Genomic DNA, 15,823 nt, shown 5'->3' on the forward strand with positions numbered 1-15,823 from the left:
CGGAACAGCCCGCAGGCTGAGACCGGACCGGTACCGACCGGGCGGGTCCCATTGTGACAAAGGACCGACCGGGTCGGTACGGAAACCGGGTGGCCAATCCGGCCGGGCGCTACCGGTCCAGTGCCGCCTTCATCAGGGCCTTGGCGATCGGGGCGGCCAGCCCGCCGCCGCTGATCTGGTCCCGCTCGCTGGAGCCGTCCTCGACCACCACCGCGACCGCGACCTGCCGGCCGTCGGGCGCCTTGGCGTAGGACATGAACCAGGCGAACGGCAGCCCGGCGTTGTTCTCGCCGTGCTGTGCGGTACCGGTCTTGCCGCCGACCTTCAGGCCGTCGATCTGGGCCTTCTTGCCGGTGCCGTTCTGCACCACGCTCTCCATCAGCTGCTGGAGCTTCTGCGCGGTGGCCGGGCTGACCGCCTGGCTGAGCTGGCGCTCGGAGTGCTTGGAGATGGTGGTGAGATTCGACGCACGCTCCTCGTCCACCATGTACGGCGCCATCAGCCGGCCGTCGTTGGCGATCGCCGCGGCGACCATCGCCATCTGCAGCGGGGTGGCCCGGGTGTCGTGCTGGCCGATCGAGTCCATCGCGGTGCCGTCGGCGCTGGACTTCGAGGGGAAGAACGACTCGGAGGCGCGGATCGGCACGTTGATGCCGGGGTTGTTGAAGCCGAACCGCTCGGCCTGCGTGCGCATCTTCTCGCCGCCCAGATCGGCGCCGATCTTGCCGAAGACGGTGTTGCAGGAGTAGTCCATCGCGACCTTGAGGGTGGCGTTGGCGCACGGCTCGTCGTCCGAGGCGTTCTTCAGCTCGACGTTGGTGTTCGGCAGCACGTAGCGCTGCGGAGTGTCGGTGACGTCCTCGATGTTCTGGTAGCGGCCGCTCTCGAACGCGGCCGCGGCGGTGACCAGCTTGAAGGTCGAGCCGGGCGGGTACGTCTCACGCAGCGCCCGGTTGAGCATCGGCTTGTTCGGGTCGGCGTTGAGCTCGTTCCAGGCCTTTTCGTCCTCCGCGCCGGTGCCCGCGAAGCGACCGGGGTCGTAGGACGGGGTGGAGACCAGCGCGAGGATCGCTCCGGTGCGCGGGTCGATGGCGACCGCCGCGCCCTTCTTGCTGCCGAGCGCGTCGTACGCGGCCTTCTGCGCCTTGGCGTTCAGGGTGGTGACCACGTCGCCGCCCTGCTTCTCCTTGCCGGTCAGCATGTCCAGGGTGTTCCGGAAGAACAGCCGGGAGTCGGAGCCGGACAGGATGCCGTCGGAGAGCGACTCCAGCTGGCTGGTGGTGTACGCCTGCGAGGAGTAGCCGGTGACCGGTGCCCACAGCGGGCCGTCCACCCAGGCGCGCTTGTACTTGTAGCGGTACCCGTTGACGAAGTCGGACCTGGTGATCGGCTGGCCGCCCGCCACGATGATGTTGCCACGCGGGTAGGCGTACCGGTCGTACTTGTTCCGGTCGTTGTGCGGGTTGCTCGCCCAGGCCTCGGCCTGCACGCCCTGGACCCAGTTGACCCGGACCATCAGGGCCAGCACCAGCACCAGACAGAAGATCGAGACCCGGCGGATCGGCTTGTTCACGCGAGGGCTCCCCTGGTCTGTTCGGTCGCGCCGTCCACCGTGGTGGTCGGAGCCGGTTCGGCGGCCGGCCGGCGGGCGCTGTCGCTGATCTTCAACAGGATGGCGATCAGGGCCCAGTTGGCCACCAGCGAGGAGCCTCCCTGGGCCAGGAACGGCATGGTCATACCGGTCAGCGGGATCAGCCCGGTGACTCCGCCGGCCACCACGAAGACCTGCAGGGCGAAGGCGGAGGACAGGCCGACCGCGAGCAGCTTGCCGAACGGGTCGCGGGCCGCGATCGCGGTGCGCAGGCCGCGCTGCACGATCAGCCCGTAGAGCAGGAAGATCGCCATCAGCCCGGTGAGGCCGAGTTCCTCGCCGAACGAGCCGAGGATGAAGTCGCTCTTGGCGGCGAACTGGATCAGCCAGGACCGGCCCTGGCCCAGCCCGGTGCCGGTGGTGCCGCCGGAGCCGAAGGCCATCAGGGTCTGGCCGATCTGCTCGGTGGAGTTGGCCGGCGGCTTCGGGGCGAACGCGGCCATCGGGTCCAGCCAGGCGTCGATCCGGGTCTTCACGTGCGGCTCGGAGGTGGCCACCAGGGCCGCGCCGCTGATCGACATCAGCAGGCCGAAGACGATCCAGCTGGTCCGCTCGGTGGCGACGTAGAGCATCACCACGAACAGGCCGAAGAACAGGAACGAGGAGCCGAGGTCGGTCTCGAACACCAGGATGAGGATCGACAGCAGCCAGACCACGATGATCGGCCCCAGGTCGCGCCCGCGCGGCAGGTACATCCCCATGAAGCGGCGGCTGGCCAGCGCCAGCGCGTCCCGCTTGACCATCAGGTAGCCGGAGAAGAACACCGTCAGGATGATCTTGGCGAACTCGCCCGGCTGGATCGAGAAGGAGCCGAACCGGATCCAGATCTTGGCGCCGAAGTCCTCGGCCCGGCTCGGGAAGAAGGCCGGGGCGGCCAGCAGCACCAGCGCCACCACCATCGAGATGTAGGTGTAGCGCTGCAGGATCCGGTGGTCCTTGAGCACCAGCACCACGCCGATGAACAGCGCCACCCCGAGCGCCGACCACATCAACTGGTTACTGGCTGCCTCGAAGTTGTTCCTGAGCAGGCTGCCGGCCTTGTCGAGCCGCCAGATCATCACCAGCCCGAGGCCGTTCAGCAGGGTCGCCAACGGCAGCAGCAGCGGGTCCGCGTACGGCGCGAACCGGCGCAGCACCAGGTGCGCGACCAGGGCGAGCACGCCCATGCCGAGCCCGTAGGCGAGCATTCCGGAGGGCAGCTTGCCGTCCATCGCCAGGCCCACGTTGGCGTACGCCAGCATCGGCACCACCACCGCGAAGGCCAGCAGCACCAGCTCGGTGTTGCGGCGGTTGGGGGCGCCCTGGGGCGTGATGGTGGTGTTCTCCCGACGCCTTCGGCGCGGTTCCTCACCACCGGTCTGACTACTGCTCAGGTCAAAGGTGCTCAACGGAAGGCCGCTCCCCGACGGCGGTGGGACCAGCTGGAGGTCGGTGTCGCTACTGGGTCGGGCAGGAGGAGGCCAGCTTCTGTTCCTGCTCGTTCAGGGTCGGTGCGGTGCCGGGCGGCGTGGCCGCCACCTTCTTGCAGACGGCCACCTGCTCGCCCAGCTGCTTCACCTGGTCCTCGGCGTCGGTCAGGCTGGTGGCCTGGATGGTCTTGGTCAGCTGGGTCCGCTGGTAGGCGGGCAGGAACTTCAGCTCGACCTCGCTGTGCTGACGGTAGACCGAGGAGAGGTCGAGGCCGGCCAGGTTCTGGTTGATGCCCCGGTAGACCGAGACCGAGTCGCCGTCCGCGCCGACGTAGTACTGGCCCTGGGTCCAGCGCCAGCCGAAGTACCCGGCGCCGCTGAGCAGCCCGAGCAGCACCAGCAGGGCGAGCGAGAGCTTGAGCCAGCGGCGCTTGCGGCGCGGCTCCTCCTCGTACTCGTCGTAGTCCTGCTGCGCGGGGTAGCCCTCGGCGGGGCCGAAGCCGGGCTGGTAGCCGTCGGCCGGGCCGAAGGCGCCCTGCGGGGCGGCCGGCCGGCCCAGACCGGCCGCGCGGCCGGCCGGGGTGTTCAGGATCGCCTGGTCGGTGGCGCCCGGCGGGGTGTCGGCCACCGCGCCCACCACCACCGGGACGTCGGCCAGGCCGCCGCTGAGCAGGTCGGTGGCGCCGACATCGAGCACGTCCGCCACCACGCAGGTGATGTTGTCCGGGCCGCCGCCGCGCAGTGCCAGCTGGATCAGCTCCTGGACGGTCTGCTCGGGGGAGTAGAAACTCCCGAGCGTCTCCTCCAGGGTCTGGTGGCTGACCGGGCCTGACAGGCCGTCGGAACAGATCAGGTAGCGGTCGCCGGCCCGGACCTCACGGATCGACAGGTCGGGCTCGACCTGGCCGCGGCCGTCCAGCGCGCGCATCAGCAGGGAGCGCTGCGGGTGGGTCTCGGCCTCCTCCGGGGTGATCCGGCCCTCGTCCACCAGCCGCTGCACCCAGGTGTGGTCCTGGGTGATCTGGCTGAGCGAACCGTCCCGCAGCAGGTACGCGCGGGAGTCGCCGATGTGCACCAGGCCCATCCGCTGACCGGTCCACAGCATCGCGGTCAGGGTGCAGCCCATGCCCTCGAGCTGCGGGTCCTCGTCGACCATCTGACGCAGCCGCTCGTTGGCGCCGTGCACCGCGTCGTTGAGCAGGGTGAGCAGGTCGGCGCCGGGTACGTCCTCGTCCAGCCGGACGATCGAACCGAGCACCTCGGAGGAGGCGACCTCACCGGCCGCCGCCCCGCCCATGCCGTCGGCCACCGCCAACAGCCGCGGGCCGGCATAGCCGGAGTCCTCGTTCCCCTCCCGGATCAGCCCCTTGTGGGATCCGGCGGCGAAGCGCAGCACGAGACTCATGCGGTCCGAGCCCTCCTTCGGGTGGACGGTGTGCTGTCCCTCATGCGCCGCTACTTCCGCAGTTCGATGACGGTCCTGCCGATTCGGATCGGCATGCCAGGCTGGAGCGGCGTCGGCGTGGTGAGCCGCTGCCGGTCCAGATAGGTGCCGTTGGTGGAGCCTAGATCCTCGACCGTCCACTGCCCAGTCTGATCCGGGTAGATCCTGGCATGACGGGAGGACGCGTAGTCGTCGTCGAGCACGATCGTGGAGTCATGGGCCCGGCCCAGCGTGATGGTCTGGCCCTGCAGAGCCACCGTGGTGCCCGCCAACGAGCCCTGGACGACCACGAGTTGGGTCGGCCCGCCACGGCGGCGACCGCCCTGGGTGGGCGGCCCGGAAGCCTGCTGAGGCGGCCTGGCCGGCCCACCGGGGCCTGCTCCGGCAGCCGCCGGGGCGGCCGCGCGGCGGGCGGTGCGCTGGTTCACCTTGGTGCCGAACAGGTCACTGCGGATCACCTGCACGGCCACGATGACGAAAAGCCACAAGACGGCCAGGAACCCCAGCCGCATGACCGTCAAGGTCAGTTCTGACATAACCGCCCGCTCTACCCTTCGACCTGTCGGTAGACGATGGTGGTGCTGCCCAGGACGATCCGTGAGCCGTCGCGGAGCGTAGCGCGCTGGGTGTGCTGTCCGTCCACCACGATGCCGTTGGTCGAGCCGAGGTCCAGCACCATCGCGGGCGTTCCCGGGCGGATCTCGGCGTGCTTGCGGGAGACCCCGGGGTCGTCGATCCGCACGTCGGCCTCGGTGGAGCGGCCGAGCACGCAGGCGTTCCCGGTGATCTGGTGCCGCTGCCCGTTGACCTCGATCCAGCGCCGGGTGGCGGCGCCGGTGTGGCCCGCCCCGGGGAACGGGCGGACATTGCCGCCCGGCTGAGGGGGCGTCGGAGGCATCGAGGGGGGTGCGGCGGGCGGCGGCGGCGCGCCGTACGGAGCCGCGCCCTGCTGCTGCCACGGTGCGCCGGGGGCCGGCGGCGTCGGCGGACGCCCGTACCCGGGCGGAGCGCCGGGGCCGGCGGCGGGCGGAGCCGGCGCCGCGGGCGGCTGCTCGGCGGCCAGCGTGCGGCTGCGCACCCGGTAGAGCCCGGTGTCCAGGTCGTCGGCCTTCTCCAGGCTGACCTGGAGCGGTCCCATGAAGCTGTACCGCTGTGCCTCGGCGTACTCGCGCACCATCCCGGCCAGCTCGGTGCCGAGCTGGCCCGAGTAGGGGCTGAGCCGCTCGTGGTCGTGCGGGCTGAGCTCGACGATGAAGTCGTTCGGCACCACGGTGCGGTCGCGGTTCCAGATGGTGGCGTTGTTGTCGCACTCGCGCTGGAGCGCACCCGCGATCTCCACGGGTTGGACCTCGGACTTGAACACCTTGGCGAAGGTGCCGTTCACGAGGCCTTCGAGTCGCTGCTCGAACTTCTTCAGTACTCCCACTGGGGCACCCCCTTCCTAGGGCGTTCGATCCGGCCGCTGTTCGGGTCCGCCAGCGGTACTTCCGTGCTGATCGTATCCACGCCGGGGCCATCCGTACGGTTCCCCGGGTACGGCGGGCCGCAAGCCAGGGCTACCCGGGGCGCCCCGGGCTCACCCCTCGCTCACCCGTTCGCCTGCACCCGACCGGCCGCTGGCTGGGGTGCTCCGCCGACTGCCGTGCTCCGGTTGCGGACTGCCGCGGGAAGGGATTCGTAGCTCACCCGCAGGTCGTGCTAATGTTTTCCACGTCGGAAGGGGCAGCCGCAAGGCAGCCGGACGGAAGGCCAGCGAGACTCAGGTCGAGCCAGTCGGAAGAACTTACGGCGACACCCATGCGCGGGTGGCGGAATAGGCAGACGCGCTGGATTCAGGTTCCAGTGCCCGAAAGGGCGTGGGGGTTCAACTCCCCCCTCGCGCACCAGCAAAGGGTGCCTCTCGAAAGAGAGGCACCCTTTCTTGTTTGGTCCCGGCCGCGGCTCGGCTGCGGCCCGGCCGCCGGGAGTTCACCGGCCGGCCATGAGTTTTCGGCGTGAAACCCCTCAGGGTTCTCCCAGATCGCGGTGGCATCCTGCTGACTCCCGCTCTCTGGAGTTGCCCATGCCCGCTGCTGTCCTGGCCGGCCGTGCTGCGCGGCGCCTGGTGCGCCGACTGTGCCGCCTGCCCGTCCGGGTCGTCGCAGGGCCGGAGCCGGAGCAGGCGCCCGATCCGGTCCGGACGACGGAGATGCGGCTGCTCGGCCTGCACCCCGGGCTGGTCCGGCACGGTGACCGGTTGGCCGGGATCCGGGACGATCTGCTCTCCTGGCAGGCCCGCGACGCAGGGCTGGCCGAGGTGGCCGAGGTGCTCGACGGGGCGGGGATCAGGTACGCCCTGGTGCCCGACCCGGGCTACCGGCACCGGCTGGCGATCCGGCCGGGCGACCGCAGGGCCGTCCTGGACGCCTTCGCCGAAGCCTGCGCCGATCAGCCGGTGTACTTCGAACTGCTCGGCCATGGCAAGGAGTTGGGGCTGACACTGGCTGACGGTCTGTTGGCGGCGGTGGCGGCCACCGAGGCGGTCAGGGCCGATCCGGAGCCAGGGCAGCAGGAGGAGCCGGGGGAGTCGGGGGAGCCGGAGATCGAACGGGTCAAGGGTCTGCGGGTGTTCCGCCCCACCGTGACCACCGGCCGGACCCTCTACTACGGCGCCGACCACGGCTGCGACCTGGAGTTCTGGGACGCGGACGCCGAGGGCTCCGGCGCGGTCGCCGCGATCGCCGAGACGCCGTACGGCTGGTGGCTGCCGTCGATGGAGACCTCGGGACCGGTGCGGATCGCGGGCCGCGACATCCCGGTGCTGGGGTTGCTGGCCGGTACCTTCCCGAAGGACATCGACTTCCCGGTCGACGCCGTGATCACCTGGGTGGACGACAGCGGCCCGGGATGGTGCCGCCGCCGGGCCGCGGCGCTGGCCACGGCCGGCCCGGAACTGCGGCTGGACGCCGCCGATCACCGGTACCGCAACCGCGACGAACTCCGGTACTGCCTACGGTCGATCGCCGCCTACGCACCCTGGGTGCGGCGGATCTTCCTGGTCACCGACGACCAGGTGCCGCCCTGGCTCGACACCGCCCACCCCGGGCTCACCGTGGTGCCGCACCGGGAGCTGTTCGCCGACCCGGCGGTGCTGCCGGTCTTCAACTCGCACGCCATCGAGACGCAGCTGCACCGGATACCGGGCCTGGCCGAGCACTTCCTCTACTTCAACGACGATCTCTTCCTCGGCCGCCCGGTCCAGCCGCACTCCTTCTTCCTGGGCAGCGGCCTGCCCCGGATCGTCCGGAACAGCAGGACAGTGCCGCCCGGTGAGCGCACCGAGGGCGACAGCGTCTACACGGCGGCGCAGAAGAACGCCCGGGCCGCGGTGTTCCGGAGTGCCGCCGACCTGCCCCCGGTCACCCTGGCGCTGTACGCCGCGCACGCCACCGGGCAGGCGGTGGACGCCCGGCTGGAGCACTTCTACGCGGTGACCGACCGGGCCGAGCAGCTGGGGCGGTTGGCGGACCTGCTGGCGTCCCGCTGGGCGGACACCTTCTGCCTGGCGGACGGGGACGGGCCGGAGCTCCCGGCGGAGGAGCAGAGCCGGGTGCTGGCCGAGTTCCTGCGCGACTACTACCCGGTGGCCTCGCCGTACGAGCTGTCGCCGCCGTGATCCGCGGCTGACCCCTACGCGCTACTCCCCCGAGGCCGGCAGCTCGGCCCGGACCACGAAGCCGCCCTCCGGGGTGGGCGCCGCGACCAGGCTGCCGCCGAGCAGAACGGCCCGCTCGCGCAGCCCGACCAGGCCGTGGCCGCCGCCGGGCAGGGCCGCCGCGGTGTCCGGCGGCCGGGTCGGTGGGCCGTTCCTGACCTCGACCAGCAGCCGGGTGCCCCGGGTGGTGAGCCGGACCTCCACGGCTGCGCCCGGCGCGTGCTTGCTGATGTTGGTGAGCGCCTCCTGGACGGTCCGGAAGGCGGCCCGCTCGACCGCCTCCGGCCAGGGCCGGTCCCCGGTCGCCAGGCTGCTGGTGACGGTCAGTCCGCTGTTGTCGATCAGCCGGGGCAGGTCGGCCAGCCGGGGCTGCGGGGCGAGCGGATCGGTGCCCCGTACGCCGGCCGCGCGCAGCACCCCGACCATCTGCCGCAGCTCCTCCAGGGTGCGCACCGACAGCTCCCTGATGGTCCGTGCGGTGGCCTGCGCGGCCGGGTCGGCGGTGCTCACCTGGAGCGCCCCGGCCTGAATGCTGATCAGACTGACCTGGTGCGAGACCACGTCGTGCATCTCCCGGGCCAGCCGGGCCCGCTCGGTGCTCAGCACCCGGTCGGCGAGCAGCCGGTTCTCCCGCTGCCGGCCCTCGGTCAGTTCGTCCAGCCGGGCGGCCAGTTCGGTCCTGGTCCGGGCCAGCAGGCCGATCGCGGCCGGCGCGGCGCCCAGCATCACGCACTGGATGGCGTACAGCGCGTTGTCCCGGTCGAGCGCCAGCGGGTGGTCCTCCAGCGGCCAGTGGAAGAACTCGACCAGCGCGAAGACGCTGGCGCTGAGCGTGGTGATCCGCAGCCCGGGCCGGTACGCGGCGACCGAGTAGACCGCGGTGACCGGGGCGATCCAGATGTAGTTCACGAAGGTGCCGGGCAGCACCAGCAGCAGGGTGAGCAGCGGGCAGCGGCGGCGCAGCAGCAGCGCCACGGTGGCAAGCCCGGAGAGCGCCAGCTCCCACCAGGAGGAGTCCTTGGCGACCAGCGCGGCGTCCATCGCGGACAGCAGCACCGGCAGCAGCAGCATCAGCCAGGGCGCGGTCAGCCGGGCCCTGGTGGCTGATCTCATGCGCCCGGCTCGGGCGGGGTACGGACCAGCCCGGCGCGGTTGGCCAGCACGGCGGCCTGCACTCGGTTGGCGGCGCCGAGCTTCCCGAGGATGGCGCTGATGTGGTCCTTGACGGTGCCGGTGCCGAGGAACAGCCGGTCGGCGATCTCGGCGTTCGACAGTCCCTCGCCGAGCAGCGCCAGGACGTCCAGCTCACGTCCCGTCAGGACGCGGGTCAGCGCCGCCGCCTCGGCGTCCGGGCCGCCGCCGTCGACGTAGCCGCTTATCACCGTGCGGGTCACGGTCGGCGAGAGCACGCTGCCACCGGCCGCGAGTACCCGGACGGCGTGCACCAGTTGCTCGGGGGCGGTGTCCTTGAGCATGAAGCCGGCCGCCCCGGCGCGCAGCGCGGTGCCGATGTACTCGTCGGTGTCGAAGGTGGTCAGCATGGCCACCGCCGGGGGGTGCGGCAGGGCGCGCAGCCGGCGCAGCACCGAGATGCCGTCCAGGTCGGGCATCCGGATGTCGAGCAGCACCACGTGCGGGCGAAGCTGGGTGACCTTCTCCTCCGCCAGTGCACCCGAACAGTCGCCCACCACCTCCAGATCGGGGGCCGATCCGACGATCAGGCCCAGGCCGGAGCGGACCAGGATCTCGTCGTCCACGATCAGGACGCGGATCGCCGTCATGGTCTCTCCCTCGGGGTGGTGGGGGTGGTGGTGCTCCGAGCCTAGGGGCAGGTCGGAACCGGTGTGACGGCGGCCGGTGGGAGATCACCCCCGCCGTTCGGCGGGGTACGGAATCCGCTACCGGGTTCACGTAATTCTCATCTGCCGTGAGCAACCATGGAATGCGGTGTAACCGCCCGTAGGTGATCTCGTGCGGATGCGCCCTCACAACTGATCGTTTGGAATTGAGCTGTGTCCTCCACCGTGAAGCCGGAGCCTCCGACCACCACCCATGGCGAGCGCCCCGGCGCCGCCGCCCGTCTGCTCTCCCGCTGGCAGCCCAGGGCTGCCAGGGCGACCGTCTGGTATCTGCGTCTGCTGGCCCTGCTGAATCTGGTGGCGGTGCTCGCCGTCCCGTTCCGGGACCAGGTGCAGACGCACAACGAGGGCGAGTACTTCACCCCGTACCTGATGACCGCCGGGCTGACCTCGGCGGTGCTGTCGCTGCTGCTGGCGGTGGCGATGCGGCGGCGCAAGCGGGCCGCGTGGATCTTCAACACGGTGGTCTCCGGGCTGTTCTTCCTGCTCTACCTGACCGCGATGGTGTGGACGGACGACGGGGTCCGGTTCAACCACCACCCGTTCAACTACTTCTCCACGGTGCTCACCGGGCTGTTCTTCCTGGCCCTGCTGGTCGGGCGCAAGGAGTTCACCTCCAAGGGCGACCGCTCCAACCCGAGGGCGGCGGTGGCGGCCTTCGTCGGCGGCTTGCTGCTGGGTGGCGGGATCGGCGCGCTGCTGGTCGGGATGACCAACACGGTGGCCGGGGCCGGCTTCGGTGACCGGTTCGGCTACTCGATCGCCCGGATGATCACCGTCCAGCCGACCGAGCACGCCTCCAGCGTGATCTCCGTCCCCACTTGGGTGAACGGGTCGATCAACCTGATGAGCGCGGTGCTCTTCCTGCTGGTGATGTACGTGGCGTTCCGCTCGCCGCGCGGTCAGGAGCTGCTGACCCCTGCGGACGAGCTGCAGCTGCGCGGTCTGCTGGAGAAGCAGGGCGAGCGCGACTCGCTCGGCTACTTCGCGCTGCGCCGGGACAAGGCGGTGATCTTCTCGCCGAGCGGCAAGGCCGCCGTCGCCTACCGGGTGCTCGGCGGTGTCTCGCTGGCCTCGGGCGATCCGATCGGCGACTCGGAGGCCTGGCCGGGCGCGATCGACGCCTGGCTGGCCGAGGCCCGCGAGCACGCCTGGGTCCCCGCCGTGATGGGCGCCTCCGAGGACGCCGGAGTGATCTACGCCCGGCACGGCCTGGACGCCCTCGAGCTGGGCGACGAGGCGATCGTCGAGCTGGACGAGTTCTCGCTGGACGGCCGCGCGATGCGGGTGGTCCGTCAGGCGTACAACCGGGTCAAGCGCGCCGGGTACACCGTCCGGGTCCGGCGGCACGAGGACATCCCCGAGGCCGAGATGGCCGAGCTGGTCCACAAGGCCGACCACTGGCGTGACGGCGCCACCGAGCGCGGCTTCTCGATGGCGCTCGGCCGCCTCGGCGACCCCGACGACGGCCGCTGCGTGATGCTCGAGTGCCACGACGGCGACGGCGAACTGCGCGCCCTGCTCAGCTTCGTCCCCTGGGGCGCGAACGGCCTCTCGCTCGACCTGATGCGCCGTGAGCGCGACACCGAGAACGGCCTGATGGAGTTCATGGTGATCGAACTCCTCCAGCGGGCCAAGGAGGTCGACCTCGAACGGGTTTCGCTGAACTTCGCGATGTTCCGCTCGGTGTTCGAGCGCGGATCGAAGCTCGGCGCCGGGCCGGTGCTGCGGCTGTGGCGCTCCGTCCTCGGCTTCTTCTCCCGCTGGTGGCAGATCGAGTCCCTCTATCGGGCGAACGCCAAGTACCGCCCGATCTGGGAACCCCGTTATCTGCTCTTCGAGAAGAGCAGCGAGATTCCCCGGATCGGCATCGCCAGCGCCCGCGCCGAGGGGTTCATCACCGCCCCCAGTCTTCCCGCCCTGTTCCGCCGCCGGCACGCCCGGCCCACCGCCGATTCGGCGGCTGCGGCCGGCCTGCCGGTCCCGGAACGCGGCGGGGAGGGATAGTCCTCCGCCGGGGGGCGGAGGACTTCCCGCCGCTACCAGCCGACCGGGGGAGACATTTCGGTTTCTGTCCCCCTGGAGGATGACCTGACTTCGACTCAGGAGCTGATGCGGCCCGTTTATCGGATACCTAGTGTTGATGTAGGACACCACGCATTAATGGGTGTGCGGGAAATGTAGGAGTGAGAACGGGGAAAACAGTGGTTCAGCAGGGGTTGCTCAGGCGGGCCGCAGTGGCCGAGTGGGGTGTGCTGTTCTCGACCGTCAGGTCGGAGATCGCGCGCAAGCGGTTCGCCGCCGTCCCACTGGCCACCACCGCCACGCTGCTGGTGCTGCTGTTCAGCATCGTCCAGCACCTGCCCGGCGGGGAGCGCTTCGTCACCCACGTGGGCGTGGTCAAGGCCGGTCTCCCGCTGGACGTCTCGCTGCTGCGCACCCCGCTCTCGCTGTACGTCCCCGCGCTCGACCTGCCGGTCTGGGGCGCGCTGGTGCAGGTCTTCCTGGTGTTCGGCCTCGCCGAGCTGGTGCTCGGCCGACGGCTGACCCTGGTGGTGGCCTACGTCTGCACGCTGGCCGGCACGCTGTTCGCCCGGATCGGCGTGGCGATCGGCCCGGACCACCTGTTCGGCTTCCCCGCCGCGGTGGCCCACGTCCGGGACACCGGCCCGTCCGCCGCCGTGGTCGCACTGGCGATCGTGGTGGCGATCCGCTGCCGGGCCTGGTGGACGGCCGGGCTGGTTGCTGCGGTGATGGTCGGTGAGGCGGTCGTGCTGCCCAACCTGGCCGGGCTCGAGCACGTGGTGGCGCTGCTCGCGGCGGTGCTGCTCGCGGCCTCGGTCGAGGTGTTCGGCGACTTCTGGCCCCGGGTGCTGGCCGGGGTCGGCGCCGCCACCCTGGTCGCCACCGAGGCCCGGCGCCGCCGGACCGCGGCGGCGACCGCCGCGGTCCGGGTGTGACGGCCTTCTGACGTCCGGTCAGCTCTGGTCGGCCGGCCCCGTTCAGTGCCTCGGCAGTGCCAGCTCGAACCAGACCACCTTGCCGACCGCCTTCCGGGCGGTGCCCCACTTCTCGGCCAGCTTGCTCACCAGGTTGAGGCCCCGGCCGTTCTCGTCCAGCTCCTCGGACGGCTCCAGCGACGGCAGGTTGTGGTTGTCGTCGCTGACCTCGACCAGCAGCTTGTCCACCCGGATCAGCTGGAGCTGGACGTGGTCCCTGGCCACCCGTACCGCGTTCGTCACCAGCTCGCTGACCAGCAGCTCGACGGTGTCGCTGAGCGCGGTCAGCTGCCAGGTGGCCAGCTGCTCGCGGACCAGCTGCCTGGCCCGGCGGACCTCGGTCTCGTCCACCGCCAGCTCCCAGGTCTGCACGTCGGTCGGGGCGACGCCGTCGAAGCGGGCCACCAGCAGGGCGATGTCGTCCTGCCGGTCCTCCGAGTGCAGCCGCTCCAGCACCACGTCGCAGGCCTCCTCCGGGCTCTGCTTCGGGTCGATCAGGTTGCCGCAGAGAGCAGCGAGGCCGGCTCCTATGTCGCCGCCCCTGACCTCCACCAGGCCGTCGGTGCAGAGCACCAGCATCGAGCCGTCCGAGACGTCGATCTTCTTCGAGACGAACGGCACCCCGCCGACCCCGATCGGAGCGCCGGACGGGATCTCCAGCAGCTCGCCGGTGCCGTCCGGGTGCACCAGCACCGGTGGCACGTGACCGGCGCTGGCCAGCTCGCAGGTCCGGTTGATCGGGTCGTAGACCGCGTACAGGCAGGTGGCCAGGTGGTCGTCGCCGAGCTTGTGGGCCAGATTGTCCAGGTGGCGGAGCAGCTGGCCCGGCGGCAGGTCGAGTGCGGCCAGGGTCTGCATCGCGGTGCGGAACCGGCCCATCGCGGCGGCCGAGAGCAGACCGTGGCCCATCACGTCGCCGACCACCAGGGCGACCCGGCTGCCAGGCAGCTGGATGGCGTCGAACCAGTCGCCGCCGACCTCGGCCTTCTGGTCGCCGGGCAGGTAGCGGTGGGCGATCTGCACGCCGGGGATCTTCGGCGGGCGGGTCGGGATCATCGAGCGCTGCAGGATGGTGGCGGTCTTCGCCTCCATCCGGTGCAGCCGGGCGTTGTCCAGCGAGAGTGCGGCCCGGGCGGCCAGCTCGCGCAGGGTGGCCGCGTCGGCGTGGTCGAACGGCGCCCGATCGGGCAGCCGGAGCAGCTTGAGGATGCCGAGCACGGTGCCCCGGGCGGACAGCGGCAGCACCAGCATCGAACGGCCCATCACCACCGGCACCAGCTCAGGACCGCCGAGCGAGGCGGCGTAGTCCACCGCGACGTCCGGGTTGATCACCGGGACCAGCACCGGCTGGTTCTCCTGCAGGGCCAGGCCCGGCGGGGTGGAGCGCGGCATCGCCAGCAGCGCGCCCTCCTCCAGGACGTGCTCCCACTGGCCCACGGTGGCGTTGAAGGCCCGGGCCACCCGGCGCAGCATGGTGCTGTCGGAGGGCCGGCTGGTCGGCAGCACCGAGTCCGAGATCAGGCCGTCCCGCAGGTCGACGCAGGCGAAGTCGGCGATGCTCGGGACCAGCACCTCGCACAGCTCGCGCGCGGTGGTGTCCAGGTCCAGCGTGGTGCCGACCCGGTTGCCGACCTCGCTCAGCAGGGCGAGCTGCTCGCTCGCCGGACTGCTGGTCAGTACCTCGACGGCGGGCGGGTCAGCGGTGGTCGAGTCGGCGGCGGGCGAGTCGGCGGTGGGCTGCGGCGGGACGGGCTGGTGGACCCACCCGCCGCTGCCGTTGATCCTGGTGCGGTCGGCTGCTGACTCGATGGCGGGGCCTCCCGGGGTAGGTCCGGTGGACGTGCTGGAGCTCGCGTCACGCGGGGCGGGGACCGATCCGGCGCCGTTGGCCAGCACCTGGAGCGAGCCGTTGGAGGACGGGCGCAGCGGCTCGGCCGGGCGCCGCCCGGCCCGCGGCTGGGCGGCCCGCTGCTGTGCGGTCGGGTACCGGCGGCCCAGGCCGGTGGCGGCGGCCCTGGCGGTGCCGGTCGGCTCGTACGGCTGCACCGGGAGCCGGGTGGTGGCGTCCACCCAGAGGGCCGGCAGGCCGGCCGTCCGGAGCTGGCCGAGCAGACGGTGCCTGCGCTCCTCCGAGCAGGTGGGCAGCAGGGCGGCCAGCGGCCCGGTGTCGCCCTGCCCGGCCGGGGTGAGGTCGGGGCGGAGCCGGTGCAGGCCGCCGACCGGGCCGGCGGAGGGGGTGAACGGGAACTGCCGGCTGCCGAGCGCGATCCGGGGCCCGCCGGCCCGCAGCGGCCGGGCGTCGGCGGCCAGCGCCAGCAGGCCGCGACCGGTGGGCTCGGTCAGCGGGTAGGCCCACCAGAACACGTCGCGCAGCCGCTCCTCGCGGTCCACCACGGCCATCGCCCCGGCCCACGGGGCATTCCCGGTCTGGGTCAGGTCGTCCAGGGTGTCCAGTGCGTCGCACCTGCGGGCGGCGCCGGCCGCCCGGTGGGCGATCTCGGGCCGAGGCTCGACGGCGGGCAGCAGCCCGGAGGCCGTCCGCCCGAAGGCCACCTCGGCCCGGTGGCCGAAAAGCTCCTCGGCGGCCCGGCTCCAGTACGTGATCCGGCCGTCCGGATCGATCAGCACAACGGCCAACCGCACCAGGGCGGCAACTGACGGCTGGTCGGCCGACGGTGGGAAATCTGGCTGGTCCACCATGAATTGGGTCTGCTCCCGCCTGGCCGCCGCTTCCTGTCTCTCCGGTCCCTGCTGCACCCTCCAGCGA

General features: G+C 71.6%; 11 protein-coding genes and 1 tRNA gene. 4 read left to right on the top strand and 8 right to left on the bottom strand.

Features of this window, described 5'->3' with window-relative positions:
- Positions 1–109: 109 nt before the first annotated feature.
- The 5 genes from ASC99_RS04870 to ASC99_RS04890 all read right to left on the bottom strand — a co-directional run bounded on the left by ASC99_RS04870 (position 110) and on the right by ASC99_RS04890 (position 5,930).
- The gene (locus tag ASC99_RS04870) at positions 110–1,573 is read right to left on the bottom strand and encodes a penicillin-binding protein 2 (protein WP_057228636.1); all 1,464 of its coding nucleotides are present in this window, start codon (positions 1,571–1,573) and stop codon (positions 110–112) included.
- Positions 1,570–3,024 (bottom strand): FtsW/RodA/SpoVE family cell cycle protein, encoded by a 1,455-nt coding sequence (locus ASC99_RS04875; RefSeq protein WP_057228746.1) that lies wholly within the window; start codon positions 3,022–3,024, stop codon positions 1,570–1,572. The genes ASC99_RS04870 and ASC99_RS04875 overlap by 4 nt, the downstream gene beginning before the upstream one ends.
- A gap of 64 nt (positions 3,025–3,088) precedes the next feature.
- On the bottom strand, positions 3,089–4,465 hold the full coding sequence (locus tag ASC99_RS04880) for a PP2C family serine/threonine-protein phosphatase (RefSeq protein WP_057228638.1): 1,377 nt from the start codon (positions 4,463–4,465) through the stop codon (positions 3,089–3,091).
- 50 nt (positions 4,466–4,515) lie between these two features.
- Positions 4,516–5,040: an FHA domain-containing protein gene (locus ASC99_RS04885; RefSeq protein ID WP_057228640.1), complete on the bottom strand. Its 525-nt coding sequence runs from the start codon at positions 5,038–5,040 to the stop codon at positions 4,516–4,518.
- A gap of 11 nt (positions 5,041–5,051) precedes the next feature.
- On the bottom strand, positions 5,052–5,930 hold the full coding sequence (locus ASC99_RS04890) for a DUF3662 and FHA domain-containing protein (protein ID WP_057228642.1): 879 nt from the start codon (positions 5,928–5,930) through the stop codon (positions 5,052–5,054).
- Between the two features lie 373 nt (positions 5,931–6,303).
- Here ASC99_RS04890 and ASC99_RS04895 point away from each other — a divergent pair.
- Together ASC99_RS04895 and ASC99_RS41880 are read left to right on the top strand one after the other, a co-directional pair.
- A tRNA-Leu gene (locus ASC99_RS04895) sits at positions 6,304–6,390 on the top strand.
- 176 nt (positions 6,391–6,566) lie between these two features.
- The gene (locus tag ASC99_RS41880) at positions 6,567–8,159 is read left to right on the top strand and encodes a hypothetical protein (RefSeq protein WP_057228643.1); all 1,593 of its coding nucleotides are present in this window, start codon (positions 6,567–6,569) and stop codon (positions 8,157–8,159) included.
- A gap of 21 nt (positions 8,160–8,180) precedes the next feature.
- Here the strand turns inward: ASC99_RS41880 and ASC99_RS04905 are convergent, their stop codons facing one another.
- Both ASC99_RS04905 and ASC99_RS04910 read right to left on the bottom strand, forming a co-directional pair.
- Entirely contained in the window at positions 8,181–9,311 is a 1,131-nt protein-coding gene (locus ASC99_RS04905; RefSeq protein WP_057228645.1) for a sensor histidine kinase, read from the bottom strand.
- On the bottom strand, positions 9,308–9,979 hold the full coding sequence (locus tag ASC99_RS04910; RefSeq protein ID WP_057228647.1) for a response regulator transcription factor: 672 nt from the start codon (positions 9,977–9,979) through the stop codon (positions 9,308–9,310). The genes ASC99_RS04905 and ASC99_RS04910 overlap by 4 nt, the downstream gene beginning before the upstream one ends.
- Positions 9,980–10,210: 231 nt before the next feature.
- Here ASC99_RS04910 and ASC99_RS04915 point away from each other — a divergent pair, with 231 nt between their 5' ends.
- Positions 10,211–12,064, top strand: a complete 1,854-nt coding sequence (locus tag ASC99_RS04915) for a phosphatidylglycerol lysyltransferase domain-containing protein (protein WP_082598082.1) — start codon at positions 10,211–10,213, stop codon at positions 12,062–12,064.
- Positions 12,065–12,294: 230 nt separating this feature from the next.
- Positions 12,295–13,017 carry a hypothetical protein gene (locus tag ASC99_RS38250; protein WP_157531371.1) on the top strand — a complete coding sequence of 241 codons (723 nt, stop codon included), beginning with the start codon at positions 12,295–12,297 and terminating at the stop codon, positions 13,015–13,017.
- Between the two features lie 42 nt (positions 13,018–13,059).
- Here the strand turns inward: ASC99_RS38250 and ASC99_RS04925 are convergent, their stop codons facing one another.
- Positions 13,060–15,756 (bottom strand): SpoIIE family protein phosphatase, encoded by a 2,697-nt coding sequence (locus tag ASC99_RS04925; protein ID WP_057228649.1) that lies wholly within the window; start codon positions 15,754–15,756, stop codon positions 13,060–13,062.
- Between the last annotated feature and the right edge of the window lie 67 nt (positions 15,757–15,823).

This window comes from Kitasatospora sp. Root107 (assembly GCF_001424875.1).
Lineage (GTDB): Bacteria > Actinomycetota > Actinomycetes > Streptomycetales > Streptomycetaceae > Kitasatospora.